This is a genomic window from Actinoplanes italicus (assembly GCF_003001815.1).
Taxonomy (GTDB): domain Bacteria; phylum Actinomycetota; class Actinomycetes; order Mycobacteriales; family Micromonosporaceae; genus Actinoplanes; species Actinoplanes italicus.
In genome coordinates, this window is sequence record NZ_PVMZ01000017.1 from 31,000 (window position 1) to 55,949 (window position 24,950).

At 72.7% G+C, this 24,950-nt stretch carries 21 protein-coding genes and 1 riboswitch; of the genes, 4 read left to right on the forward strand and 17 right to left on the reverse strand.

Annotated features, from left to right (window positions below; genetic code table 11):
- Positions 1–22: 22 nt before the first annotated feature.
- On the forward strand, positions 23–376 hold the full coding sequence (locus tag CLV67_RS33755; protein WP_106325762.1) for a hypothetical protein: 354 nt from the start codon (positions 23–25) through the stop codon (positions 374–376).
- A gap of 4 nt (positions 377–380) precedes the next feature.
- On the opposite strand, the gene CLV67_RS33760 is transcribed toward CLV67_RS33755, so the two are convergent.
- Together CLV67_RS33760 and CLV67_RS33765 are read right to left on the reverse strand one after the other, a co-directional pair.
- The gene (locus CLV67_RS33760; RefSeq protein ID WP_106325764.1) at positions 381–1,124 is read right to left on the reverse strand and encodes a hypothetical protein; all 744 of its coding nucleotides are present in this window, start codon (positions 1,122–1,124) and stop codon (positions 381–383) included.
- A 73-nt stretch (positions 1,125–1,197) separates the two neighbouring features.
- Complete coding sequence (locus CLV67_RS33765) at positions 1,198–2,388, reverse strand: FAD-dependent monooxygenase (protein WP_170154099.1); 1,191 nt, start codon at positions 2,386–2,388, stop codon at positions 1,198–1,200.
- 95 nt (positions 2,389–2,483) lie between these two features.
- Here CLV67_RS33765 and CLV67_RS33770 point away from each other — a divergent pair, with 95 nt between their 5' ends.
- Complete coding sequence (locus CLV67_RS33770; protein ID WP_106325768.1) at positions 2,484–3,038, forward strand: TetR/AcrR family transcriptional regulator; 555 nt, start codon at positions 2,484–2,486, stop codon at positions 3,036–3,038.
- A 3-nt stretch (positions 3,039–3,041) separates the two neighbouring features.
- Here CLV67_RS33770 and CLV67_RS33775 read toward each other — a convergent pair whose 3' ends face one another.
- The 15 genes from CLV67_RS33775 to CLV67_RS33845 all read right to left on the reverse strand — a co-directional run bounded on the left by CLV67_RS33775 (position 3,042) and on the right by CLV67_RS33845 (position 23,347).
- On the reverse strand, positions 3,042–3,662 hold the full coding sequence (locus CLV67_RS33775) for a maleylpyruvate isomerase family mycothiol-dependent enzyme (protein WP_106325770.1): 621 nt from the start codon (positions 3,660–3,662) through the stop codon (positions 3,042–3,044).
- 35 nt (positions 3,663–3,697) lie between these two features.
- The gene (locus CLV67_RS33780; RefSeq protein WP_106325772.1) at positions 3,698–4,144 is read right to left on the reverse strand and encodes a MarR family winged helix-turn-helix transcriptional regulator; all 447 of its coding nucleotides are present in this window, start codon (positions 4,142–4,144) and stop codon (positions 3,698–3,700) included.
- Positions 4,145–4,163: 19 nt separating this feature from the next.
- Complete coding sequence (locus CLV67_RS33785; protein ID WP_203737832.1) at positions 4,164–4,850, reverse strand: hypothetical protein; 687 nt, start codon at positions 4,848–4,850, stop codon at positions 4,164–4,166.
- A 4-nt stretch (positions 4,851–4,854) separates the two neighbouring features.
- Complete coding sequence (locus tag CLV67_RS33790) at positions 4,855–5,607, reverse strand: class I SAM-dependent methyltransferase (protein WP_106326133.1); 753 nt, start codon at positions 5,605–5,607, stop codon at positions 4,855–4,857.
- 65 nt (positions 5,608–5,672) lie between these two features.
- The gene (locus CLV67_RS33795; protein WP_170154100.1) at positions 5,673–5,987 is read right to left on the reverse strand and encodes a hypothetical protein; all 315 of its coding nucleotides are present in this window, start codon (positions 5,985–5,987) and stop codon (positions 5,673–5,675) included.
- Positions 5,988–6,147: 160 nt separating this feature from the next.
- Positions 6,148–6,573 carry a hypothetical protein gene (locus CLV67_RS33800; protein WP_146169392.1) on the reverse strand — a complete coding sequence of 142 codons (426 nt, stop codon included), beginning with the start codon at positions 6,571–6,573 and terminating at the stop codon, positions 6,148–6,150.
- A gap of 376 nt (positions 6,574–6,949) precedes the next feature.
- Positions 6,950–9,181 carry a rhamnogalacturonan lyase family protein gene (locus CLV67_RS33805; protein ID WP_106325776.1) on the reverse strand — a complete coding sequence of 744 codons (2,232 nt, stop codon included), beginning with the start codon at positions 9,179–9,181 and terminating at the stop codon, positions 6,950–6,952.
- Between the two features lie 200 nt (positions 9,182–9,381).
- Positions 9,382–12,024 carry an FtsX-like permease family protein gene (locus CLV67_RS33810; RefSeq protein ID WP_106325778.1) on the reverse strand — a complete coding sequence of 881 codons (2,643 nt, stop codon included), beginning with the start codon at positions 12,022–12,024 and terminating at the stop codon, positions 9,382–9,384.
- Positions 12,021–15,011 (reverse strand): FtsX-like permease family protein, encoded by a 2,991-nt coding sequence (locus tag CLV67_RS33815; RefSeq protein ID WP_106325780.1) that lies wholly within the window; start codon positions 15,009–15,011, stop codon positions 12,021–12,023. Before CLV67_RS33815 ends, CLV67_RS33810 begins: the two co-directional genes overlap by 4 nt.
- Positions 15,012–15,014: 3 nt before the next feature.
- Positions 15,015–15,668: an ABC transporter ATP-binding protein gene (locus CLV67_RS33820; RefSeq protein WP_106326135.1), complete on the reverse strand. Its 654-nt coding sequence runs from the start codon at positions 15,666–15,668 to the stop codon at positions 15,015–15,017.
- A gap of 5 nt (positions 15,669–15,673) precedes the next feature.
- Positions 15,674–16,561: an ABC transporter ATP-binding protein gene (locus tag CLV67_RS33825; protein WP_106325782.1), complete on the reverse strand. Its 888-nt coding sequence runs from the start codon at positions 16,559–16,561 to the stop codon at positions 15,674–15,676.
- A 107-nt stretch (positions 16,562–16,668) separates the two neighbouring features.
- A complete protein-coding gene (locus tag CLV67_RS33830; RefSeq protein WP_106325784.1) occupies positions 16,669–17,253 on the reverse strand; it encodes a TetR/AcrR family transcriptional regulator in 585 nt (194 codons plus the stop codon).
- On the reverse strand, positions 17,211–20,948 hold the full coding sequence (gene cydC, locus CLV67_RS33835; protein ID WP_239166936.1) for a thiol reductant ABC exporter subunit CydC: 3,738 nt from the start codon (positions 20,946–20,948) through the stop codon (positions 17,211–17,213). The genes CLV67_RS33830 and cydC overlap by 43 nt, the downstream gene beginning before the upstream one ends.
- Positions 20,945–21,925 carry a cytochrome d ubiquinol oxidase subunit II gene (gene cydB, locus CLV67_RS33840; protein ID WP_106325786.1) on the reverse strand — a complete coding sequence of 327 codons (981 nt, stop codon included), beginning with the start codon at positions 21,923–21,925 and terminating at the stop codon, positions 20,945–20,947. The genes cydC and cydB overlap by 4 nt, the downstream gene beginning before the upstream one ends.
- A 9-nt stretch (positions 21,926–21,934) precedes the next feature.
- Complete coding sequence (locus CLV67_RS33845) at positions 21,935–23,347, reverse strand: cytochrome ubiquinol oxidase subunit I (protein WP_106325788.1); 1,413 nt, start codon at positions 23,345–23,347, stop codon at positions 21,935–21,937.
- A gap of 73 nt (positions 23,348–23,420) precedes the next feature.
- Between CLV67_RS33845 and CLV67_RS33850 the strand changes: the two genes are divergently transcribed.
- Both CLV67_RS33850 and CLV67_RS33855 read left to right on the forward strand, forming a co-directional pair.
- Positions 23,421–23,777, forward strand: coding sequence for a BlaI/MecI/CopY family transcriptional regulator (locus tag CLV67_RS33850; RefSeq protein WP_106325789.1), 357 nt, complete (start codon positions 23,421–23,423; stop codon positions 23,775–23,777).
- Positions 23,774–24,682, forward strand: a complete 909-nt coding sequence (locus CLV67_RS33855; RefSeq protein ID WP_106325791.1) for a M56 family metallopeptidase — start codon at positions 23,774–23,776, stop codon at positions 24,680–24,682. The genes CLV67_RS33850 and CLV67_RS33855 overlap by 4 nt, the downstream gene beginning before the upstream one ends.
- A gap of 124 nt (positions 24,683–24,806) precedes the next feature.
- A riboswitch (cyclic di-AMP (ydaO/yuaA leader) is annotated at positions 24,807–24,940 on the forward strand.
- Positions 24,941–24,950 lie beyond the last annotated feature (10 nt).

A 24,950-nucleotide genomic window follows, 5' to 3' on the forward strand; every position in this document is an offset into this window, starting at 1 on the left:
CGAGAAGTAGGGGGTGGCTCCGATGCGGGAGTGGACATCGGCCGACGTCTGGGTCCTGAAGATCCTGATCGGCACCGGCAGCGAGAACCCGAGCGACCTCGGTGACATCGTCATGCGTGGCGACGCCATGGAACACGCCGTCCTGGAGGAGCGCGAGTTCACCACGGCCGCCGGCAATCTGGTCGCGGCCGGGCTGGTCGAGTTCGGCGACGACGGCTACTGGCTGACCGAGGCCGGCCGGGAACTCACGAACCGGCGCCGCGACATCGAGCGCCGCCTGGTCCGCCTCGGCGAACCGCGGGGCACCCCGCTGGAACTCGCGCCCGGCGAGTTCACCCGGGCCGTCGACGGCTACCTCGGCCGTTTCGCCTCCTGACGACTCACCAGTCCATCCAGCCGTCCAGGGTGGGCTTACGCATGTACGGTGGCTCGTCGTAGTCGATCGCGGTGAGCCACCGCTGACCCGGCGCCGCCCGGTAACCGAGCTCACGGGTCAGCACCCGGACCACGAGCGGGATGTGCATGCCTCCGAAGACCACGGCAACCTCCATGTCCTCCGCCACGAACTCGCCGTGGATCTCCCGGATCACGCCGAGCAGCAGCCGGTCCCGTTCGCCGAGGCCGTCCGGTCCGGTCACGTCGAACGGCGCCGGCCCGAACACGGTCGTGTCGTGGATGTCGCCGACCCGGTCGGCGATCCAGTCGTCGCGGCCGGAGACGGCCATCTGGATCGCGACGATCGGCGTCACCACGGCCACGTCCACCCAGCCGACGGCCGGCATCCGCCGCTCCGCCACCGGGGCGGGGGCGGTGTGCGCGTCCGGGAAGATGATCGGCACGTCCAGAGTGCTGTAGTCGATGTCCTGGTGGACCAGGTCCCGGCCGGCCCGCTGCCCGGTGATGCGCATCGCCGTGGCGTAGGCGTACCCGGTCGAGCTGGGTCCGTCGTACTGCTCGGCGACGACCGCCTGGCACGAGCGCAGCCGCTGCCAGATCGCCCAGTAGTAGTCCGGGTGGCCCATGTGGATCGTCGGGATGACCACCCAGCGCAGCCCACCGCCCGGCTGCTCGAACACGGTCACCGACGTCCGGTACCCAGTGACGCTCATCTCCGCCAGCAGCATCGGCTCAGCGTAGGAATCGCGCGCCAGAAAGTGCAGGGGCGCCTGTGGGGAGGTCCGCGCCGCGACCTTACCTTCAGCGCAGCTCCAGGCCGTCGAGCATCGCTGCCGGGCCGCCGCCGAACGACGTCAGGCGGCGGCGGAACGATGCGGGCAGGCGGGGGAGCAGCCGCATCACCTGCGCGGTCGTCCACACCTGGGCTCGGCTGCGCGGCACGATCGCGGCGAGGACCGACGGCCCGATGCGGCGGCTGTGCCCGACCGGGGTGGCGAGCGCGTCCTCGTACCGCCGCAATGCCCTGGGAATCTCTCCGGCCGTGACGTCACGCAGCTCGGCCGCGAGCACGTAGGCCCCGGCGGCGGCCAGGCTGGTGCCACCGCCGACCGCGGGACCGGGACCGTAACCGGCGTCGCCGACCAGTGTGACCGCCCCGCGCGACCAGCTGTCCATCCGGATCTGCGAGATGTCGTCGAGGTAGAAGTCGTCCGCCGCGGCAGCGTGTGCGAGCACCTCGTCGGCCGGCGGGCCGAGGGTGCCGCCGACGAGGTCGCGCAGCACCCGTTTCTGCGCGTCCGGGTCACGGCGGTCATGGGGGATCTCCTCGGGTGTCCGGGCCAGGAACAGCGCCCGTGACCATCCCGGCGTGAGGGTCGGGTAGACGGTGGCGGCCCGCCCCGGTGCGGTGAACGCGGCGACCGTCGGGCCGGTGCCGAGCACGTCGGGCAGCGTGTAGACGGCCAGGTAGGCGCCGAGGAACCGGCGGTAGTCCTGCTCGGGCCCGAAGGCCAGGCCGCGGACCCCGGAGTGCAGCCCGTCGGCGCCCACGACCAGGTCGGCGTCGATCGTGGTGCCGTCGGAGAGCAGCGCGGCCGTGCCGTCGAGCTTCTCGATCACGGTGCCGAATCGGTAGTCGGCGTCGTCGCGGGTCGCCTCGTGCAGGATCCCGGCGAGGGTGCCGCGCATGATCTCGACGTGCCGGCCCGAGATGCCGCCGGCCAGGTCGGCCGTGGCCAGCGTGATCGGCCGGCGGCCCTCGCGGAACAGGGTGATGGTGTCGTTCTCGGTGCGGGCGGCGGTGACCGCGTCGAGCAGTCCCATCCGTTCGATCACGTCGACGGCCGGGCCGAACAGGTCGACCGCGTGGCCGCCGTCGCCGGCGCGCATGTCGGCGGCGCGTTCGACGACGGTGACCCGCCAGCCGTTGCGGCGCAGCCAGTAGGCCAGCACGGGGCCGGCGACGCTGGCGCCCGAGATCAGCGCGTGCACAGTGTCCTCCTGACTCGTTCGTTTACCTATCGGTAAGTAATCAACACCGCAGGAGCGTCCGTCAAGGCTTACCTTCCGGTAAGTAGAATTCCGGTGTGCCACGAGCGAGGACCACCGAGACCGCCGACCGCATCCGCAGCGCCGCCCTCGAACTGATCGCCGCCAAGGGCGTTCATCAGGTCAGCCTGCGCGAGATCGCGGAGCGTGTGGGCGTCACCAAGCCGGCGCTGTACTACCACTTCGCGTCCCGGGAGGAGCTGGTCCGCAGCCTGGTCCAGCCCTTCATCGACGACGTGGAAGCGGTGCTGGCCCCGTTCGGGCCGGGCGCGGACGCGCGGCAGCTGCTGGGCGCCTACTTCGACGTGACGTACCGGCACAGGGACATCACCGCCATGATCATGCGGGAGCCGGGCATCCTGGCGCTGGTCGACCTCGCCGCCGCGGTGGGGCAGTGGCGTACCCGGATGGTGTCCATGCTGGCCGGACCCGATCCGTCGCTGGCCGAGGTGGTCCGCGTGCAGATGGCGATCGGCGGACTCGGCGACTGCACGGTCGTGCTGCCCGGCGCCGCGGGCCCGGAGCTGCGCGAGGCCGTTCTCGATGCCGTCTGCGACCTGCTGCTCATCCCGGGCCCGGCGCGCGAGCCCTAGCCCCTATCCGAGGCGCGGCACGCCCGGGCCGGCCAGATCCGCGTATGCCGCCCGCCGCCCGGTGATCGCCATGCCCAGTGCCTCGGCCGGGCCGCTGACCGATTCACCCTCGCCGGCAGACCAGCCGATGTCGGTGGCGGTCAGGCGCAGGCCGTCGAGTCGTCCCGGCGGGCAGAGGGCCGGCGCGGCCGCCGGTGAGACCAGGTAATCCAGCAGGATCCGCCAGTGCTCGACCGGAACGCCGGCGTCCAGGCCGAGCGGACGGGCGATGTCACGCAGGTGCACGCAGGTCTCGGCGAACGGGCCCATCGGACCGACCCGCGGCGGATCCACGCGATCGTGGGCGTGCTGGCGCAGCAGGGCGATCAGCTCCCCGCGCGGCTTTCCGGCCAGGCGCCGGGTGAAGTGGTCGACCGTTCGTGCCGTGTCACCGCGGTAGCGGAACGAGACGAGGAAGAACCGTCCGAAACCGATCAGCATCGGCTGTACGAGGTGGGCCGCCATGTGCCGCACGGTCCAGCCCTCGCAGAGCGTCGTGGCCGTCCAGGCCTGCTCGTCCAGACCTTCCAGGAAGTCGGCGATCATCAGCCGGTTCGCGCTGGTCAGGGCGAAGACGTCGGCCATCGGCGTCCGAGGTGGCCGACGCCCGGAACGGCCGGTCACTGCCGGGCCTCCGTCCGGACGTCGTGGTTCAGGGCGGCCAGCACCCGCAGCGCGGTGGCGATCTCCTCGTCGGTGCAGCCGGCGGCCATCCGGTCGAGCCGTGAAAGCTCGTCGGCGCGGATCCGGGCGAACAGCGCCGTCCCCGCGCCGGTGGTGGCGATCAGCACCGAGCGGCGGTGGGCCGGATTGACGCGGGACTCGACGCAACCGAGCGCCATCAGGTCGTTGACGTGCCGCTGGATCCCCTGCCGGGCCAGATCGAGGCGCTCGGCGATGTCCGGGACGGTCAGCGGACCCTGCTCGGCGAGCATCTCGAGCACGGCCCGCATGCCGACGGTCAGACCGTCACCCTGCAGGGCGGCCTCGACCACGCGGGCCGAGTTGAGCACGAGCGGGCGGACATGCCGCAGGACGTCGTAGAGCATCGCGCCACGTGGGTACATGACAACAATGATGTCATATTCAGTCGAGCTGATACCACCAGGTGGTGAGCTCGTCGTCCAGCCGCGCCAGTTCGTCGTCGTCCGGGCGGTTGCCGTCGCGGAGTTCGACGTGGTGGGCGCCGGTCCGCCGTACGATCGCCCGAAGCTCCTCCACACCGGGCGTCTCGCTCAGCTCCTCCACCGAGAACGGGTGGCCGCCGACCAGCACGTGGTGGCCGAGCGCCCACCAGTCGGCGATCAGCTCCACGTCACCGTCGCGTTCGGCCGCCCCGGCCACGGCCACCACCACGTCGAGGAACCTCACCGGCCGCGGCCCGGGCGCGTCCGGCCCGGCCATGCGCCGCCACAGGGCCGTCCCCGCCTCGGCGTGCAACCACGGCGGATCGACGTAGCCGTCCTCCAGCGCCCCCGCGAACTCCTCCTCGTCCTCGTCGAACTCCCGCAACTCGGTGAACCCGGTGATCCCGTCGAAGAACTCCCGGCGCTCGGCGTAGTCAGGATGCTCCGCGACCGGCACCCGGAGCGTGTGACCGCGTCTGATCAGGATGTCCATCACCCGGTGCTGCGTGTGGGAGCAGTCGAAGTCGTTCTGGAACTCGTAGAGGGCGGTGATCAGATCCCGGACCCGGTCGTCACCGTCCGGGAACCGCCTGTCCAGAACCTCGATCGAACAGTGCACCAGATCCTCGATGTAGTGCATGGACATCGGCTCAACCCCGTCTCGCCTCGAAGAGCGTCCGCGTCGAATGCGCGACCACCGCGCCGTGCGCGCGAATGTGCCCGTCCATCTCCCGTAACCGTTCCCGATAGCGGTCCACGTCGAAGTCCGGCACCCACCAGACACATTTGCGCAGGATCCAGGCGACCGCGCCGACGTCGAAGAACTCCATCCGGCAACGCGCGGTCCGCAGGTCGACGATCGTCAGCCCGGCCATCCGGGCCTCCTCCGCCTCCCGCTCCGGATCACGACCGAGATTCTCGCGCGGCAGCGGCCCGAGAAACCACTCGATCAGCTCGAACGCCGACGCCGGTCCGACATGCTGCGCGAAGTACGTACCGCCCGGCGCCAGCACGCGGGCGATCTCGGTCCAGTCCGGCCGCACCGGATGCCGGCTGCTGACCAGGTCGAACGAGCCATCCCCGAACGGCAGCGGCTCACCCGGCCGGGCCTGGACCACCTCGACGCCGCGCGGTCCGAGCAGCCGCCGGGCACGTTCGGCGTTCGGCGCCCAGCCCTCGGTCACCGCCATCCGCGCCGGAAGCACCGGCATCTCCGCGAGGATCTCGCCGCCACCGGTGTCGACGTCCAGCGCCGACCGCGCCCGGTTCAGACGCCCGGCGAGCAGCCGCGCATAACCCCACGGTGGCCGCTCCTCGGTCGCCCGGCCCTCCAGCCAGCCGAAACCCCAGCCACCGACGTCCGCCGCAGAGGCTTCCCTCAAAAGCTCATCGATCGTACGCACAAACGACTCCCGCCTTGGTCCGTGCCGAAGTCTGCCGTTCCCGCATCGGCTGTCGCACGCGCTTTTCAGGCGGGATTCAGGTTGGTCCAGGTGCGGGTGGCGGGCCGCTCGTCGCGCCACGCGTCCAGGATCGCCCGCGCCTGATCCTCGGGAGCGTTCGCCGCCCGCCGCCCGCCGCCCGCCGCCCGCCGCCCGCCGCCCGCCGCCCGCCGCCCGCCGCCCGCCGTCCGCCGTCCGCCGCCCGTCCGCCGTCCGCCGCCCGCCCGCCGCCCGCCCGCCGCCCGCCGCCGCCCGCCGCCGCCCGCCCGCCGCCCGCCGCCGCCCGCCGCCGCCCGCCCGCCGTCCGCCCGCCGGTCGCCGTCCGCTGCCGCACGTCGCACGTCGCCGTCCGCCCGCAGATCTTGTGAGGTTCGGGCTGCTGCGACGGCGCAACCGCACAAGATCGGCGGGCGCCCCGCCTTTGCGGTGGATCTTGTGAGGTTTGGGTGGCCAGCTTCGCCGCAAGCTCACAAGATCTGGAGTGGTGGGCTGGCCGGTCGGTCAGGTGGGCCGCTGCACCAGTGCCGACACACCCGCTTCGGTGAACTGTTGGGCGAGCAGCCGCAACTCCATCTCGGTGCCACCGAGCCCGGCCCCGGCGAGGGTGGCGACCAGTGCGGACATCTCGGGCAGAGGCGTCGCCAGGCGTTCCCGCAGCACCTTCATGACGGCGCCCCGGTCCGACTGCCCGTCGACCCGCAGGCGGTACTCGCCGCACTGTTCCAGCAGCGCCCGGCGCAACTCGGCAGGCGGGTCGTCCCGCCCGCAGTCCTCGCTGTGACCCGGCGGCTCAGCCGTGCAGGAGTGCGACACCGACCAGTGCAGGCGTCCATCGACGATCATCTCGGCGTAGGTCGCGTCGCCCGCACACCGATCACAGCCATGGGGGACGACCGCCCGGCACTGCGACCCTACGACCCGCACCATTCCCGCAACCTACCGTCCGTGGACGGTGCGGCATCGTCCATCTTCGCGGCTGTGCCTCGCCGCCGTCTCAACCGTGCTGTGACGGCGGTGAGGCGCAGCTGGAAGTGGCTGGGTTCAGCCGCTGTCTCGACTGTGCTGTGACGGCGGTGAGGCGCAGCTGGAAGTGGCTGGGTTCAGCCGCTGTCTCGACTGTGCTGTGACGGCGGTGAGGCGCAGCTGGAAGTGGCTGGGTTCAGCCGCTGTCTCGACTGTGCTGTGACGGCGGTGAGGCGCAGCTGGAAGTGGCTGGGTTCAGCCGCTGTCTCGACTGTGCTGTGACGGCGGTGAGGCGCAGCCCGTACGAGATCGCTCTGGGTGATTCTCGGCGCGGCGGCTGTCAGCGGGGGGTGTAGGCGATGGCGGGCCGCGGCGGCGTGCTCATGCCGGCGCCGAGGTAGTAGTCGACGTGGTGCGACTGCATGTAGCCCTTGAACGTCATGGCGTTGCGGTACGCGGGGTTGTGCGCGAGCGTGTAGAGCCGCGTGCCGCTCGGGACGTTCGTGGTGAAGATGATCAGCTCGTTGAACGCCGCGTTGGTGTAGACGACCTCCTCACGCCAGTCCCCGAGGATGTCGCCGGAGAATGTGGGGCCGCTCTGCGCCGCCGTGACGGCGCCGAAGTTCCAGGTCGAGACGAGACGGGGCACGCTGCCGCTGGCTGTCGGCGCGGCCGGGTTCCACTTCTCGATCTTGCCGGCGTTGAGCAGTTCCATCATGGTGTCGCCGTCCCACCAGAGGCCCAGCTGCGGCCACGGTGCCAGCCCGGTGTCCGGCTCGGCCAGCCGGTTCGTGGGGCCGTTGTAGAGGCCGGAGAACGACCACACCTCGTACCCCGGGTATCGGGCGTCGATGTCGCCGGCCATGCCGCGGCCCACGTCGCCGACGCCGGGTTCGGTGTGCTTCCAGAGGATCTGCCCGGTGGAGGCGTCGTAGTAGTACTCCCGCAGCCCGCTGGCGTTGTCCTGCTGGACGGCGTAGCCCTGCAGTCCGGCCCGGTTCGGATCCATCTTGGCGATGTGGAACCGGTCGCCGTGCACGACGCCCTGGGAGGCGAGGCTGTAGCGGAGTCGTCCGTCGCCGTTGAGCACGAAGCCGATCTCGGCGATCTCGTCGCGGCCGTCCCCGTCGACGTCGATGACGCGGGTGTTGTGGCCGTCCGGCAGGTTCTGGTTGCCGCGCAGGAACTTCCACTGCATGGTCAGCGCGCTGCCGGTGAAGCGCCAGGCGGTGAACATCAAATTGAAGCCGCCGTTGCCGATGCGATTCTTCATGTACGCGACGAGGCTCGGACCGGTGCCGTCGAGGTGACCGACGCCGAACCGGGCCATCAGCGGCCCGTCGGCCAGGTAGTCCGCCGGTACGGGAGCGGTGGCCCGCGGCGCGCCGGTCATGCCGTCGAGGATGGCGATGAACTGCCGGTTGTCGTCGGCGTTGGTGAACGTGGTGCCGTTGCCGAACCGGACCCCGTTCGCGATGCGCAGCGCGACCTCGGCACGGCCGTCGCTGTCCAGGTCGTACACGGTGACACCGTCGTTGTGGCCGACGTCGATCACCGACGAGCCGCCCTCGATGTTGTCCTGGTTCGTGCTGTTGGGACCCAGGTTCGCCGACCAGAGGAACTGCCCGTTGCCGCGGTAGGCCTCGATGCTCTGCGGTGAGGTCTGCCGGTCGATGACGTAGTCGTACTCGCCGTCGCCGTCCAGGTCGCCGGTCCACACGAACTTGACCGCACCACCGGCGCGCAGCGGCACCCGTACGACAGGCTCGGCCGCGTTGTTCGCCTTGAGGGTGAACGGCCCGCTGGGTGCCTGCTCGGCACCACTCACGACAGGTCGTACCCGATAGGTGTTGGTCTGTGCGAGGTTGGCGGTGGTGTCGGTGAGGTTCGTGCCGCCGGTGAGCACCGAAGCGTTGATCTTGACCTCGGCCGCGCCGCCGGTCGACCGGTAGACGTTGAAGCCGATCCCGGCCGGGTCCAGGCCCAGCAGCCGCCAGCTCACCAGCACGCTGGTGCTGCTCGCGCGGACCGCGACGACGCCACGGCCGAGGTTCTCCATCAGCCGGCCCGAGGCGGCGGGAACAGACGGCGCGGGACTCGACGGCGCCGGACTCGACGGCGTGGGACTGGACGGCGCGGGACTCGACGCGGGCGGGTTCGTCGCTCCGGTGCAGGTGGTTCCGTTGAGCGTGAAGCTCGTGGGCGCGGGGTTGCTGCCGGTCCACGAGCCGTTGAAGCCGAAGGGCGCCGAGGCGTTGGTGGCGATGCCGCGGTTGAAGCCGGCGTCGGCGGCGGTGACCTGGCTGCCGGACTGTGTCACGGTGGCGTTCCACGCCTGGGTGACCGCCTGCCCGGCGCTGTAGGACCAGCGCACGGTCCAGCCGTCGATCGGATCGCCGAGGTTGGTGACGGTCACGTTCGCGCCGAAGCCGTTCTGCCACTGGTTCGTGATCGTGTAGTCGACGCGGCAGCCGGCCGCGGCCGATGCCGTCGTGGCCATCAGAACTCCGGCGGCGAGCATGGTCGCGAGTCCTGTCGCGGTGGCCAGGATCCGTATCCGGGGAGGGGGCATGACGAGCCTCTTTCATGGGGGATGTCCCGGCGCCGGCGAGGGGGGATTCCGGCGACCGCGGCATGAAAACGTTTTACCTATGCGATCGCAACACACGTAATAGATGCATGTCAATGAATGTACAAGCGCTTACCGGACGGTAGTCACATCACCGTGCGGCTGCCCGGCCCGTCGCGGTGGCAGACGCAGGCGACGAGTGGTCAGGCGGTGCCGCCGACACGGAGGACCTCGGCCAGTCGCAGACGCCGGCGGACCGCCGACTCGGCCACCACCAGCACCGGCACGGCGCACAGGAACACCGCCCCGATCACGACGAGACCCGGCCACGGCATGACCAGAGCCGGATCGGCGACCTGACCGGTCAGCAGCCGAAGGCCGAGCGGCCCGGACGTCACCGACGCGACCAGCACACCGAGGGCCGGTCCGCCGGCCGCGGCGACCGCCGCCACCGGCAGCAGCTCACCGGCCGCGACCAGCCGGGCCTGCCTCGGCGTGAGGCCCAGTGTCCGCAGCCGGCTGAGCGTCACCCACCGTCCAGGGGCACCGGCCGCGGCCGCCAGCACGAAGCCGAGCAACCCCGCGACCAGCAGGAACACCGCGGCTGCCCAGTTCAGCAGAAGCAGTCCGGAGACCAGCGGCGCGTCTCGCCGCTCGGCCGCCACCGACGCCCGGAACACGGCGGGCAGGCCCTCGACGGCACGGGCGGCGCCCGGCCCGTTCGCCCAGATGGTGTTCGGCGAGTACGGCACACCGGCGGCCAGGTCGACGAGGACCACCTCGGTGGCCCCGCCGACCGGAGGCGCGACGCCGTCCGCGGTCAGCCGCACCGCGGGCGCGCCCTGCTGCGGGATCTCCAGAGCGACCCCGGACGGCAGGGCACCGGACGACGACCGGACCAGCGCCCGCGGGCCGTCGACCGGCCGTACCGCCGGATCGCCGAGCAGATCGGCGAACGCCCGGCTGTCCACGATCACCAGCCGGGCGGGGGCGATCTTCCCGTCCGCGATGATCCGCGCCGCGTCGGTGACCTGCCCGGTCACCACCGCGGTGACACCGGGAGCCGCGGCGATCCGCTCGGCGGCCTCCACGGTCGATGCGGCAGCGTCGTCGACGAGGTCGACCCGCACGTCGGCGCCCACCGCCTCCTGCGCTCCACCGGCCAGCCCACGGTCCACCGTCGACGCGGTGACCAGGGCGAACGTCGCCAGCGCCGCCGATGTGACGAGCGCGATGACCGGCAGGGCCCGCCCGGACGTGGACGCGGCCCGCGCCGCTCCGAACACCGCGAGCGGCCGCCGGGACCGCAGCGTCCACCGCAGCGCCGGCCCGGTGAGCAGCGGCATGAGCCGGACCAGCAGGATCGCCCCGGCAACGGCCGTGAGGGTGGGCGCGATCACCGGAACCCCCGACCCGAGTCCACGCTGGCGCAACGCGACGACGGCGCCGATCGCGGCGGCGAGGACGGTCGTCTCGGCCGCGGCGCGGCGCAACGCGCCGGTGTGCCGGGCCCATCGGCGGGCGGAGCGGTTGGCGGGCACCTTGCGGTCGCGGGTGGCCGAGGCCGCCATGACGACGCCGTACGCCGGAACGGCCGCGACCGCCGCCACCAGGACCGGCACCACCCACGGCCAGGCCACACCGCCCGCGATCAGGTAGGCGCCGAGGCATCCGGCGCCGGCCGCGGCGAAGGCGGTGAGAGCGGACTCGAGCAACAGTTCCACGCCGAGAGCGGTGAGCGACGCCCCCCGCTGGCGGGCCAGCACGAGGGTCGCCGACCGCCGCCGGACCAGCAGGTCGGCCGCGAGCAGCAGCACGAGTACGGCCCCGGCCAGGATGCCGGTGAGCAGCACGGCGGCCTGCGTCGACGCCGAGTCGACCTGTTCACCGGCCCGCTGCAGCACGCTGTCGAGTGAGGTGTGCCAGGTGGACGTGGTGTCGATGCTGCTCGACGACGCGGAACGGGCCTGCAGGGTGACCGTGGTCGCCGCGACCTCGCGTGCCGACGCCCAGGTCAGCGTGTTCGGGTCGGGGGTGAACGTCACGGTGCGGCGCATGTCGTCCTGGGCGAACGCGAGCCGGGCGTCCGGCAGGGACTCGGCACTCAGCAGCCCGCCGAAGCGGGTCGTGCCCAGGCCGTCGGCACCGGCCGCGGGGTCGAGCAGCCACGGCGCCTGTGCCCATGTCGGATCGGCCGGATCGACGGCCCGGAAAATGCCGCTGACCTGTACGTTCTTGGGGTTCCGCTCCGCGTCGACGACTTTCAGGAGCGCGCCCGCCCGTACGCCCAGAAGGTCTGCGGCTTCTTCGGAGAGACCGACCTGCACCCGCCATGGTGGCCCGAACCAGCGGACCTCGGTCGTGCCGTCGACGGTCGGCGCCGGAGCGGCGCCCGCGACCCACTGGACCTCCGGGCCGCCCTCGCCGGACAGATAGGCGAGCCGGAGCGTCCGCGGCGCGTTGCCGTCGGTGATCTTGAGGGTCGGGCTGATCACCGACGCGACCGGTGGCCGCAGCATCCCGCTCAGCTTCGGGCCGAGTTCGTCGAGGGCCCGGTCGCGCAGCGCGTCGACGTCCTCGGCCAGCCGGGGGAAGCGGGCCCGGCCGTCGGGGGTGTCATCGGGTTCCCAGCGGGCGGTGACCGTGATGTCGGCCTCGGGCCCGGCCCGGCGGACGGCGTCGCGCACGGCAGCGTCCGCGGTCTGCTCCATCAGGCCCGGCACCGCTCCGGCGAGCACGCTGACCAGCAGCACCACGAGTGCGGACAGCAGCAGCGGCCCGGCGTCGGCGCGGGCCCGGCCGCGGATCCCGGCCCAGTGCAGGCCGGTGCGCAGGTCCGGCATCATGACGCCACCCGCAGGTGGGCGGCGTCGGCGCGCCGGGACTGGATCACGACGACGACCGTGACCGCGAGCAGCGTTCCGGCCAGCAGCAGCGCGAGCAGCGCGGACTCGGCGGGCCACGGCCACACCGGCGCGACCGGCGGAACCGGGGCGACCCCGGTCTCGGACCGTACGAGCAGCGGGCTGACCAGCCAGGTCGCGGCGGCGCCGACGGCTGTTCCGGCGAGCAGCAGTGGCAGCAGGACGATCGAGTGCTGGCCGAGCAGGGTGGCGCGGATCTCGCGGCGGGTCATGCCGATGCCGCGCAGCCGGGCCACCTCGACGGCGCGGGCGTGCAGGTCGCAGGTCACGTGCAGGACCAGGCCGGCCAGGAGCAGCAGCACCGCGGCCGGGACCAGCAGGCGCAACGCGCCGGGCAGGGCGGCCGGGACCGGGCCGGTGGTCAGGCGCGCGGCTTCACCCGTACGCGTGCGGATGTCTCCGAGATGGAGCCCCGCCGCCGCGGAAGCGTCGGCAGCCCCGGTGACCCACCAGGCGTCGATGGGGAAGTCGGGCTCGCCACGCGCCAGGAGTGCCCGGGACAGGCCGTCGAGGTCGGCCGAGATCGCGGCGGCACCGGGCGCGGCCGGCACCTCCGGCAGGACCCTGCTGATCGTCACCGGCACCGCGGCGACGCCGACCAGGACGGACAGATCGTCACCCGGACCGACCGACAGCTGCGAGGCGAACCGCTGCGACACGGTGACCGGCACCGTGCCGGGATCGGGGAACGCGGTCGCGATCAGCGTCCGCGCCGCCTCCATCGGCCCGCCGAGCTCGACCTCGGCGGTCAGACGCAGCGACGAGCCGTGCGTGGTGACCGCCGGGTCGGTGAGCTGATCGGCGAACGGCTCGGCCGACGCGGCGGTCCACCCGTCGGCGCCCGGCACCGACAGGTCGACGGTGATCGCGGTCGTGCCGGTGGTTTCGAAGTCGGCCTCCGGAACGATCACCGGCATGAGCACGGCGACCAGCTTCAAACCGTCGACCGGCACACAGCCCGGCAGCGGGTGCGGCCGCCCGTCGAGCGGGATCTCCCGGGTGACGCAGGTGGTCCGCAGACCGGTGCCGTCCTCCAGGACGAGCTGCGGCGTGACCACGATCGACCCGGTGCCGGTCGCTTGACCGGTGACGGTCAGCGCGCGGCCCGCCGTGACCGGGATGCCCGGCGTGACGCCCGGCCCGCGGACCGCGATCAGCCGGGGCGCTTCGCCGCTGCCGCCCAGCCACTGGCCGACCGCCACGCCCCGGTCGGCCGCCGGGCGTACCTCACCACCGACCGCGGCCGCGACCTGGACGCCCTGCCCGGCCACCGCCGGGGTGCCCAGCGTGATCACCAGATCCGCACCCACCGTCAGGTCCGCCTGATCCCGCTGCGACCGGTGCCAGGTCGCGTCGAACGCCACCGCGAACGTTGCCGCCGAGCAGCCGAGCACGACCAGCAGCCCCGCCGCCACCGCCCGCGGCCGGCGCGCCGCCTCCAGCACCGCGAGCGGGAACGCCAGCCCGCGGGCCCGCCGCGCGAACCGGTCCGCGGCCCGCAGCGCGGGCGGCACGAGCCGCAACGCGATCACACAGCCCGCCGCGAGCAGGAGCGCCGGTGCCAGCACCCGGACCGCGTCGACCCGCGCGCTGTCGGCGCGGGCCGCGTACCAGGCGCCGGCCGCCAGCACGACCAGTGCGATGTCCGATCCGGATCGGGCCAGCCCCGAGCGCGCCGGCACCGGCACGAACACCAGAACCGCGCCGGCCACCACGGCGAGCACCTGCAGCGGGCTCACCGTGGGAGCCGCCACCAGCCCCGCGTCGTCCAGCGGCGGCAGCCGGGTGAGCCCGGCGTGTGCCAGCGTCGACAGCGGCAGTGCGACGGCCACGGCCAGCAGCGCGAGCAGCCCCGACTCGGCGCCCGCGATCCCGGCGAGCTGGACCCGGCTGGTCCCGGCCGCCGACAGCAGCGCCGTCTCGTCGGCCCGCACGTCCGCGGTGAGGCGACCGGCCAGCCGCAGCGCGGCCGCGGTCAGGGCCACCCCGAGCACCGCCACCGCCAGCACCGCCGACGCCGTCACCCGCTGCTGCTGCCGGGTCGCGGCCAGCACCGAGGGCAGTTCGGACGCGACCCGCTGGATCTGCACCCGGTCGCCCAGCACGGCCGCCAGCCGCCGGTCCGCGCCCAGCACCCCGGCGGCGAGCCGGTCGAGGTCGCGGTGATCGGACTGGGACAGGTCGGGCCGGGCGGTCAGCTCCATCCGGCTCATCGACGAGCCGCCGGCCAGCAGATCCCGGTAGTCGACGAGGAACGGCCCGAACGCCCGCGACGTGCGCAGCGACGACGTGTCCCGGTAGTCGGGCACGTAACCGGCACCGGCCAGCGGATCCCGGTCCCAGCCGGCGCCCGCCCGGACCCCGGCGATGCCGACGACCGTCAGCGTCAGCCCCGGCGCCGGTTCCCGGTCCAGCTCCGCGCCGATCGGCACCCGCGAGCCCGGCCTCACGCCGAGCATCCGGGCGGTCGACTCCAGCAGCACCGCCTCGCCCGCGCCGGGGCTCGGCCACCGGCCCTCCAGCAGTGTCGCGCGGTCGGTCAGATCATCGATCCCGGAGAGGTACGCCACCGCGGGCGCCCCACCTCCACGGCCCGGCAGCGACCGGATCACCGACGACATGCGTCCCGTCACGGTGACCGGAAACGGCGTGGCCGCCTCGCGCAGCACCGCCCGGGTGTCGGCCTCCACCGACGCGACGTCGCCACGGCCGACCGCCACGGCGTACGCCGTGACCGCGGTGTCCGCCGGAACGGCCCGCGCCGCCGCCACCTCGAGCGCCCGATCCGCGGTCCGGGTCACCAGCAGCGCGCACACCCCGAGCAGCGTCGCCCCGATCGACACGACGGTCAGCACCGCCGCCAGCAGCGGCCACTGCGCCCGGGCCCGCCGGGTAACCAGTCTCCACACGGCTCAGCCGTCGACCTGTCCGTCGCTGATCCGGATCACCCGGTCGGCGAGCGCCATCATCACCGGATCATGCGTCGACACCAGCGCCGTGACCCCCTCCGACTCGACGACCGCACGCAGCAGCGCCATCACCGACCGGCCGGTCTCCGCGTCGAGCTGCCCGGTCGGCTCGTCGGCGATCAGCAGCCGCGGTGACGCCGCCAGGGCACGCGCGATCGCGACGCGCTGCTGCTGCCCGCCGGACAGCTCACCGGGCTTCTGATCCGCGTGCCCGGCCAGGCCCACCAGCTCCAGCAGCATCGACACACGCTTCTCACGGTCGGCCGCCGGGGTCCGGGCAAGTCGCAGCGGGGCGCCCACGTTCTCCGCCGCCGACAGCACCGGGATCAGCCCGAACGTCTGGAAGACGTAGGCCACCCTCTCGCGCCGCAGCCGCGACAGCCCGTCCTCGGTGAGGCCCGTCACGTCGACGCCGTCGACCTCGACCGTGCCCTCGTCCGGCCGGTCCAGGCCACCGACCACGTTGAGCAGCGTCGTCTTGCCCGACCCGGAACGGCCGACCAGCGCGACCATGCTCCCGGCCGCCACGTCGAAACTCACCCCGCGCAGGGCGTGCACGTCACCGAACCGGCGGTGCACCCCGCGGATCCGCAGCATCGGCGTCACAGGTCGGGCCGGATCGTCACGTGGTCGGCCTCCAGCGCCAGCCGTACCCGCCGGGTCAGCTCCAGCGCCTCCCGGTACTCGCGGGGGATCTGCACCCGCCCGGCCCGGTCCATCACGGCGTACTCCTCGGCGATCACCCGGGTGTCGCCGTCCGCATCGGTCTCGGTGCGTCGCAGCACCTCACTGCTGGTCCGGCCGTCCCGGATCGCCACCGTGCGCTCCACATGACCGCTCACCTCCGGATCGTGGGTGACCACCACGACGGTCACCCCGAACGCGGAGTTGACGTGCCGCAACGCCTCGAACACCCCGGCCGACGTGACGGTGTCCAGCTCACCGGTCGGTTCGTCGGCGAGCAGGATGCTCGGCTGGTTGGCCATCGCCACCGCGATCGCGACCCGCTGCTGCTGCCCACCGGACATCTGCGCCGGCCGGCGATCCGCGCAGTCCGCCACCCCGAGCGCTTTCAGCAGCTCATCGGCGCGCGAGCGGCGCTCCCGCTTCGGTTTACGGGCCGCGGCCATCGGCAGGTCGACCACCTCACGGGCGGTCAGGTACGGCACCAGGTTCGACGCCGTCTGCTGCCGCACGAACCCCACCGTCTGCCGCCGGTAGCGCACCCGGTCACCGCGCGACATGTTCAGCAGATCCCACTCACCGACCCGCGCTCGCCCTGCCGTCGGCGCGTCGATCCCGGCGAGAATCGACAGCAGCGTCGACTTGCCCGACCCGGACGCACCCACGACCGCGACCATCTCGGCCGCGCCGATCAGCAGGTCAAGCCCCTGCAGAGCCTGCACCTCGATCGACCCGGTCTGGTAGATGCGCACGAGGTTGTCACAGACGATCAGCGCGTCCCGCCCGAATTCCGGCGCCCGTGTCATCCTTCTCACCCGGCCTGCGGTCGTTTAGATCTTGGGCGGCCTTTCTAACGTTTCCTTACACCCCGAGTCAAACCCGCTTTTCTTGTACGGGCTACGCGCGGCCGTCGTCATGCGGTGCCGATTCCCGCCCGGCCGGGGGCTCGATCCCTGATCAGCTCGGCCACCCAGTCGACCGCCACCTGCGCCTGCGTCGCCGGTCCGGTGTGCAGTCCGTTCACGATCAGCCAGATCCGGTCGGCCAGCAGTTCGTCCCCGCCGATCCCCTCGCTCCCGGTGACCAGCCGGTCCATCCGCGCGCGGGAGTCGGCCAGATAGGACCGGGCGACCCGGGCCGGTTCGTCGTCGTCGCCCGGGAACTCGGTCAGGTAGTTCCGGAACGGGCACCCCCGGTATCCGGGCCGCCGCACGAAGTCGGCGATCTCGGTGACCAGCGCCGTCAGCTGCCCCGCCGGATCGGGGAACCACCGCAGTGCCTCGGCCGCCGACCGCTCCCGCTCGTGGCGGGTAAGCGTGAGATATGCCGCCGCGAGCTCCGCCTTGCTGGGAAAATGCTTGTACAGCAGATTCTTGCCACAGCCGGCCGCCTCGACCACCTGGGCCATCCCGACGGCGCGGACGCCGTACTCGTAGAAGAGCCCGGCGGCCGCGGTCAGAATGGTGTCCCGGGTGCCGGGTGCGGGCGACCGTGCCATGATCCCACTTTAGAGGACCGATCGGTCCAACCAGACATTCTTCCCGTGGGGACCGCTTTCTCCCTCACCCCGTCCCGCGCCCGCCCCGACCCGTTCCGTTTCTCCTTCAACCCGTCCCGTTTCTCCCTCAACCCGTCCCGGCCGAGCTCGAACGTCCGGTCCACCAGGTCGAGGCCCTCCTCGCGGTGCGCGAAGACCAGCACGGTCCGTCCCGAGGCCGCGTCCAGCAGATCCGCCATCAGATCCCGGGCGCCCTCCTCGTCGATGCCCTCGGTGGGCTCGTCCAGGATCAGCAGCGCCGGATCCGCGAGCAGCGCCCGAGCGGTCGCCAGCCGCCGCCGCTGCCCACCGGAGATCGTGCCGCCCCCGGTCCCCAGCCAGGCGTCCAGCCTCATCCCGCCGAGACCCACCCGCGCGAGCACGGCCTCGAGCTGCGAATCGGTGGCGGCAGGCGAGGCGAGACGAAGATTCTCCCGTACGGTCGAGGCGAACACATGTGCCGTCTCGTCCCCCACGAGGACCGCGTTGCCGCCGACCTCCACGATCCCGGCCCGAGGCGCGAGCAGTCCCGCGAGCACAGCGGCAAGCGTCGACTTCCCACACCCGGACCGCCCGGTGATCGCGGTTCGCGACCCGGCCGTCAGCCGCAGCTCGAGCCCGTCCAGAACCGGCGCCCGGCCCGCGTCCCACCCGGCCGTCAGCCCTTCAACCCGGACCGGCCCACCACGTCCCGCTTCTTCCGGGCTTTTCTGTCCCGGTCCGTTCCGGCCGCGCCGTGCCGGCGGGTCGACCGCATGGTCGCTGGTCAACATGCCGACCCTGCTTCTCGCAGCCGCGGCCCGGCGCCGGGCGATCGCCGCTTCCGGCAGGGCCACGATGGTCTCACCGAGCACCACGGCCGCCAGCAGCAGAACCGCGCTCCATTCCGCGGACAGGGTCACGCCGGTGAGGGTCACCGCTACGCCCGCCACCGCAGTGCCCCAGCCGGCGTGGGCGATCGCCGTAGCGAGCCCGGCGGCTCGTGCGGCCCGTGCCTCCAGCAGGGCCAGCGCGCGACTCCGCTCGCCCGGCACGTCCGGGCGGCCACCTCCGGCACCCAGTTCCTCGGCACCGTCGACGGTCTCGACCATGGCGTCACGCAGAGCGGCCCGTGCCGTGCTGGTGGCCGCCTCCTGCCGATCCGCCTGCCAGCCGGCGACCGCCGGAGCCAGAACCCCGGAGATCACCAGACCGGCGGTGACCGCCACCAGGGCCACCGGCGCGATCCACGCCACCGCGCCGAGACAGATCACGGCGGTCACCGCAGCGGAGGCGGCCGGCAGACGGCCGCGCAGCAGTCCGTCGGTGCCGGCGTCCACGTCGTCGACGAGTTTCGTGAGCAGATCCCCACGCCGGTGGAGCCGGGGCCCGGGAACATGCGGGATCAGATCGGCGTAGACCGTGGCCCGCTGCCGTCCCAGCCGCTCGAACGCCACCTCGTGGGAGACGAGCCGCTCCAGGTACCGCAGCAGCGGCCGAGCCACAGCACTGCCCCGCACGAGCACGACCGCCGCCGACAGGCTGAGCACCGGCGGCAGCGACGAAGCCCGTACCAGCAGCCACGCCGCGGCCCCGGTCAGCAGGATCCCGGCCAGCGACGAACCGGCCCCCAGCCCCGCCGCGACCCAGGACCTCCGCAGCCGGCCCCACCACGGCCCCTTCGGCCCGTGACCGCCCTGCCCGTCAGCCGATCCCGTCCGGCTGCTGGTGGGTGCTGGTTGCGGGTCTTCGTCACAGCGCTGGGCGCCGGGATACACGGCGGGCAGGTGGGCTGCGGTCCAGGACGGCTGTTCCAGGGCGTCCAGGACTGTCGCGCTCACCGTGGACCGGAGCCGGACAGGGCCGGCCGGCGGCTGGAGGGTGACGGTACGGTCGGCGGCGGCCAGCAGGGCCGGACGGTGGGCGACGACGAGTACGGCGCAGCCACGGCCCGCGAACTCGTGCAGGCGGTCGATCACGAGGCGTTCGGCGACGGTGTCCAGGTGGGCGGTCGGCTCGTCGAGGAGCAGGGTGACCACTGGTCCCGCGGCGGTGGGCCGGCGGTCGGCGATCGCCCGTGCGGCCCGGTGCAGAAGCACGGCGAGGGCCAGGCGTTGCCGCTGGCCCGCGGAGATTCCGGCTCCGTGTTCGCCGAGCGGCGTTTGATCGGTGACCTCGCCGGTGAGGCCGACGGTCGCCAGCGCGTCCTGACGGTCGTCCGGGGTGGCGTCCGCCGGGAAGGCGTCGGCGACCGTGCGGGCGTGCGGCAGGGCCGGTCGCTGTGGCAGATGGAACGTTCTCCCCACGGCGATCGCTCCGGCCTCGGCGGGATGCAGACCCGCCAGAACGCGCAGCGCGGTCGTCTTCCCCGCTCCGGACGGACCCTTCAGCCCAACGAGTTCACCCGCGCGGACCGTCAGGCCAGGAAGCCACAGGGCGTCCTCGAAGGCGCCGGGATACCGGGCCCGCAGCCCCGTGGCCCGCACCCCCCACCGCCCCGCCGCGATACGGGTGAGGGCGAGAGATGCCGGGTCCGCCGTCATGCGGGTGAGCGGGAGGGGAGCCGGGTCTGCCCTCCTGGCGGTGAGCAGGTGGGAGGCCGGGCCGGTCGTGATACCGGTGAGGCCGGGAGCGGCCGGTTCCGCGGTGGTGCGGGGGAGCGCGGGGGAAGCCGGTTCCGTCGTCGCGTTCTGGTCGGTCAGGATGTCGTCGACGTCGGCGATCACGGCGCCCGCGTCGGTGGAGGCGTGGTAGCGGGCGGCCATCTCGCGCAGCGGGCGGTAGGCCTCCGGCGCCAGCAGGATGACCAGCAGGGCCGGACCGAGGTCCATGCTGCCGGCGGCTACCCGGAGTCCGGCCTGGACCGCGATCAGACCTACCGACAGGGTGCCGACCAGGTCGAGCGCGGTCGATGACAGGAACGCCACCCGCAGCACGCGCATGGTGGCTCGGCGATGCCGGTCGGTCAGGCCGGCCATGACGTGGATCTGGCGTTCGGCACGGCCGTACATGCGAAGGGTGGGAAGGCCTCGCACGACGTCGAGGAAGTGGCCCGCCAAGCGGGCGTCCGCGGCCCAGCGTCGTTGCGCCCGGGCCTTGGTGGCCCAGCCGATCAGCGCGCCCAGCAGGGGGATCAGCGGCAGGGTGAGCAACGTGATCACCGCCGACGCCGGGTCGGCCACCGCCATGATCGCGACGACGAGCGGGGGCAGGAGGACGCCCAGAACGAGTGCGGGGAGGTAGCCGGAGAACCACGGCCGCAGGGCGTCCAGACCGGTGCCGAGCACCGTCGTCAACCGGCCGGGCCCGTAGGCGGCGACCCAGGCCGGTCCGCGTTCGATCACCCTGGTCAGCAGCGATCGCCGTAGTTCGTCGGTGACCCGGGCGGCGGTGCGGTGAGCGATCACCTGCTCGGCCCAGGCGAGGCCGGCACGTGCGAGAAAGGCCGCCGCCAGATACAGCAGGGCCTGCCCCCGGGTCGTCGGCCAAGCGGTGGCGGTGGCCGGAGTGAATGCGGTGACGATTCCGCAGAGCGCGAGCGCGATGAGGATCGTCGCCGCGGCCTGACCGAAGCCGATCAGTGCGAGAAGGGCGACCCCAGTGCGGCTCGTGCGGGCGTGCCGGAGAAGGCGGGGGTCGATCGGCCCCTTCGCCACCCGCCGCGGCGCGGTGGTCACGACGGGACCCGTTCGCTGGCGACGCGGCGGCGGAAGACCCAGTAGGACCAGGCCTGGTAGACGAGGACGCCGGGCAGGATCAGGACGCCGGCGACGGTGATCAGGCGCAGGGCCTCCGGGCCGGCGGCCGCCGCGTCCCGGGTCAGGGACCAGGCCGGGTCGAGGGTGCTGCGCAGGACGACGTCGCCGTGGGTGGTGAAGACGGCGGTCACGGTGGCGGCGACCGCGACGGCCACGGCGGCGAAGGCGGTGCCCTCGCGGGAGCGCCGCGCCTGCAGGCCGGCGATGAAGACGATCGCGGCGGCGGCCAGGGTGAGGCGGCTGCCCGTGCCGATGCCGGTGATGAGAAGGGTGACCGCCCCGGCCGTGCCGGTGTGGCGCGCCACGTCGCGTGCCCGCCGGCGGACCGGGCCGGTGGTGCGCAGGGCGAGGAAGGTGGCGCCGAGCAGGACCGCCGCGAGCAGGGCGGCGAGCGCCCCGATGCCGGCGGCGGGGGTGAGCAGGGGGCCGAGGCTGCGGCCGACGCCGGTGCCGGTGACCTCGCCGTCGGGGCCGAGGGCGAGGCCGTCGATGAGGATGCCCAGGACGGCGCCCCAGAACGCGACGATGCCGGCGGAACTCACGGCGAGCAGCAGGTCGGCACGGCGGCGCCAGGACGGCGAGTCGTGCTTGCCGCGGAACTCCAGGGCGGTGCCGCGGACGGCCAGGAGCAGCAGGATGGCGACCATCGGCAGGTAGAGGGCGGACATCAGAGCGGCGTACCAGTCGGGGAACGCGGCGAACGTGACGCCGACGGCGGCGACCAGCCACACCTCGTTGCCGTCCCAGAACGGGCCGACCGTACGAACGATGGCTCCTCGCTCGTGTTCGTCGCGGCCCAGGAGGGGGGAGAGGATGCCGACGCCGAAGTCGAAACCTTCAAGGACGAAATACAACACCCACGCGAGTACGAGCACCGCGAACCAGAATGTGATCATTGCTCGCTCCTAGTAGGCGGGAGCCGGCTCGGACTCTTCGCGCTCGGCGGGAAGAGGGGCCAGCGGCTTGCGGGACAGGTGCACGACGAGGCGGTACCAGACGAGCGCGAGCAGGCCGTAGACGAGCGTGAACCCGGCCAGCGACACGATCACCTCGGCGCGGGTGAGGCCGGGGGAGATGCCGTCGGCGACCTTGGAGATGCCGAACGCGAGCCACGGCTGCCGGGCGGTCTCGGTGAAGATCCAGCCGAAGGTGTTGGCGGCGGCCGGGATCACCGGCGCGAGCAGCACGAACCGCGTGAGCCAGCGGGGTGTTCCACGGCCGGGCTGCAGGAACGCGGGCAGCAGGGGCACGCGGCGGGTGGTGTCCCAGTTCGACCACAGGTGGTACGCGGCGAGCGCCATCCCGAGAACGCCGGCGCCGATCATGAGGCGGAATGTCCAGAACGCCACCGGGATCATCGGTACGTAGCTGCCCGGTCCGTACTGCGCGGCGTACGCGGCTTGCAGATCGTCGATGCCCTGGACGGTGCCGCCGAAGGATCCGGTGCCGAGGAACGACAGCAGCCCGGGGATCTCGATGCTGAAGAACGGCCGGTCGTGACCGAGCTCGCCGATCGCGAAGATCGAGAACGGCGCTCCGGTCGTGGTCTCGTAGAGGGCCTCGGCGGCGGCCATCTTCATCGGCTGCACGGCCGTCATCACCTTGCCGAGGTGGTCGCCGCTGATCGCGGTGACCGCGCCGCCGATCAGCATCGTCCACGCCCCGACCCGCGAGAGCGTGCCGAATGCCGCGTCGTGCTTGAACCGCCAGATCCCGATCGCCATGAGCAGCCCACCGCCGGCCATCGCGGCCCCGCCCATGGTGTGCGGGAACGCGGCGAGCACGACCTCGTTGGTCAGCAGTTCGGTGAAGCTGGTCAGGTGCGCCCGGCCGGTGTCCGGGTCGAGGGCGTAGGCGACCGGGTTCTGCATGAACGAGTTGGCGGCCAGGATGATGTACGCCGACAGCAGTGTCCCGACGGCGACGACCACGATGGTGGCGGCGTGGATGCGGCGGGGCAGGCGGTCCCAGCCGAAGTACCACAGCGCGAGGAACGTCGCCTCGAGGAAGAAGGCGAGCATGCCCTCGATGGCCAGGGTGGGTCCGAAGACGTCGCCGTAGAAGCGGGCGAACGCGCTCCAGCCGAGTCCGAACTGGAACTCCTGGACGAGCCCGGTGACGACGCCGACGGCGAACGTGACGATCAGCAGTTTGCCGGTGAACTTCGTCAGGTGCAGGTACTTCTCGCGGCCGGTGCGCAGCCAGGCCAGGTGGAACCCGGCGGCGGTGGCGGACAGTGCGATGGACACCGGCACGAACAGGTAGTGGTAGATCGTCACGACCGCGAACTGCAGCCGGGTCAGGTCGAGCACGTCCATGGGAGCCCCTCTACGACGATTCGTAGTAGATACTACGACGTGTAGTACGACACGTTGAAGTAGACTGGCTCACATGGCTAGGAACGACCTCGAGCGCGAGGTCATGACGAAGTTGTGGGACGCGGGCGAACCGCTCACCGTCCGTCAGGTCCACGAGCTGCTCAGCCGTGATCGCGATCTGGCGTACACGACCGTGATGACCGTTCTCGACCGGCTCGCCAAGAAGGGCCTCGTCACCCAGCAGCGCGCGGACCGCGCCTACCGGTACGCGCCCTCGCAGACCCGCGAGGAGATGACCGCCGGTGTGATGCTCGACGCACTGAGCTCCACCCCGGATCAGGACGCCGCGCTCGCGTACTTCATGGGGCAGTTGCCGCCGGAGGCGCTGAGAGCCGCGATGGAGAAGGCCGCCCGTAACATCGAGCGGTGACCGCCCTCCTGCTCGGCGCTCTCGGGCTGACGCTGTCCCTGGCCGCGCCGAGACTGCTGGCGAACGCCCGGTGGACCGATCGCGCCCCGGTCGCCGCGATCCTGCTCTGGCAGTCGCTCACCCTCACCGCTGTGCTCTGCGCGCTCGGCGTGGTGCTGGCCGCCCCCGAGGAGGTCTCCCGCGAGGCCGGCGCCCGGCACCCGGAGGTGGTCGCGGCCCTGCTGTTCTCCCTGGTGGTAGCCGCCGTCATCGTGATCCGGCTGCTGATCTCGCTGGGCCGGGTCAGCTACCGGGCACGGGCCCGCCGCGCCCGGCACCGGATGCTCGTCGACCTGCTCGACCGGGTGGAACGCCATGAAGACCTGGGCGGGGAAGAGGTGCGGGTGCTCGACGGCCCGCTGCCGCTGGCCTACTGCGTGCCCGGCCGGGACCCGCGCGTGGTGCTCAGCGACGGGGTCCTGCGCGTGCTCGACCGCGAGCAGGTCGACGCGGTCCTCGCCCACGAGCGCGCCCACCTGCGGCACCACCACGAACTGGTGATGGAGTCGTTCACCGCGTTCTACCGGGCGGTGCCGGGCCCGCTGCGCTCGAAGGCGCCGCTGGACGCCGTGCACCTGCTGCTCGAGATGGTCGCCGACGACGCCGCCCGGCGCCGGGCGGGGGCGGCTCCGCTGCGCGCCGCGCTGGCCCGGCTGGCCGACGCCGTCCCCCTGGCGGAGGAGGTGACCGCCGACCCGGAGGGTGAATCCCGGCGCCGCAGGCTGGCCAGGCTGGACGGTCCCCAGGGCGGCTCGACGGCCCTCACGGTGGCCGGCGCGACGGGTGCCGTCGGCCTGCTGGTGTTACCGACCGTGATCGTCGTGGTGCCCTGGCTGGCGCGGGCCCTGGACAGCTGGCCGTTGTAGGACACTCTGCGTACTGCTGACGGTGCGTACAGTTCGCCGGGGTGTGCGACCTTCATTTGCCGCCTTGATCCGAGTACGGTGGTCCCCGGTTCGACCAGCCCCCCATCGGTCACCCGGCCGATCTGGCGAGCCACCGCCTAATCGCGATGTTCGCGAGCCGGGGAACCGAGCACCTGGGGTGAAGCCGCGGCGACGCGGCCGGGCAGACTTCCCGCCCGAACCCGTCAGCTAACCCGGTCGGCGGCTGAACGGGAAGAAAGGAAAACGC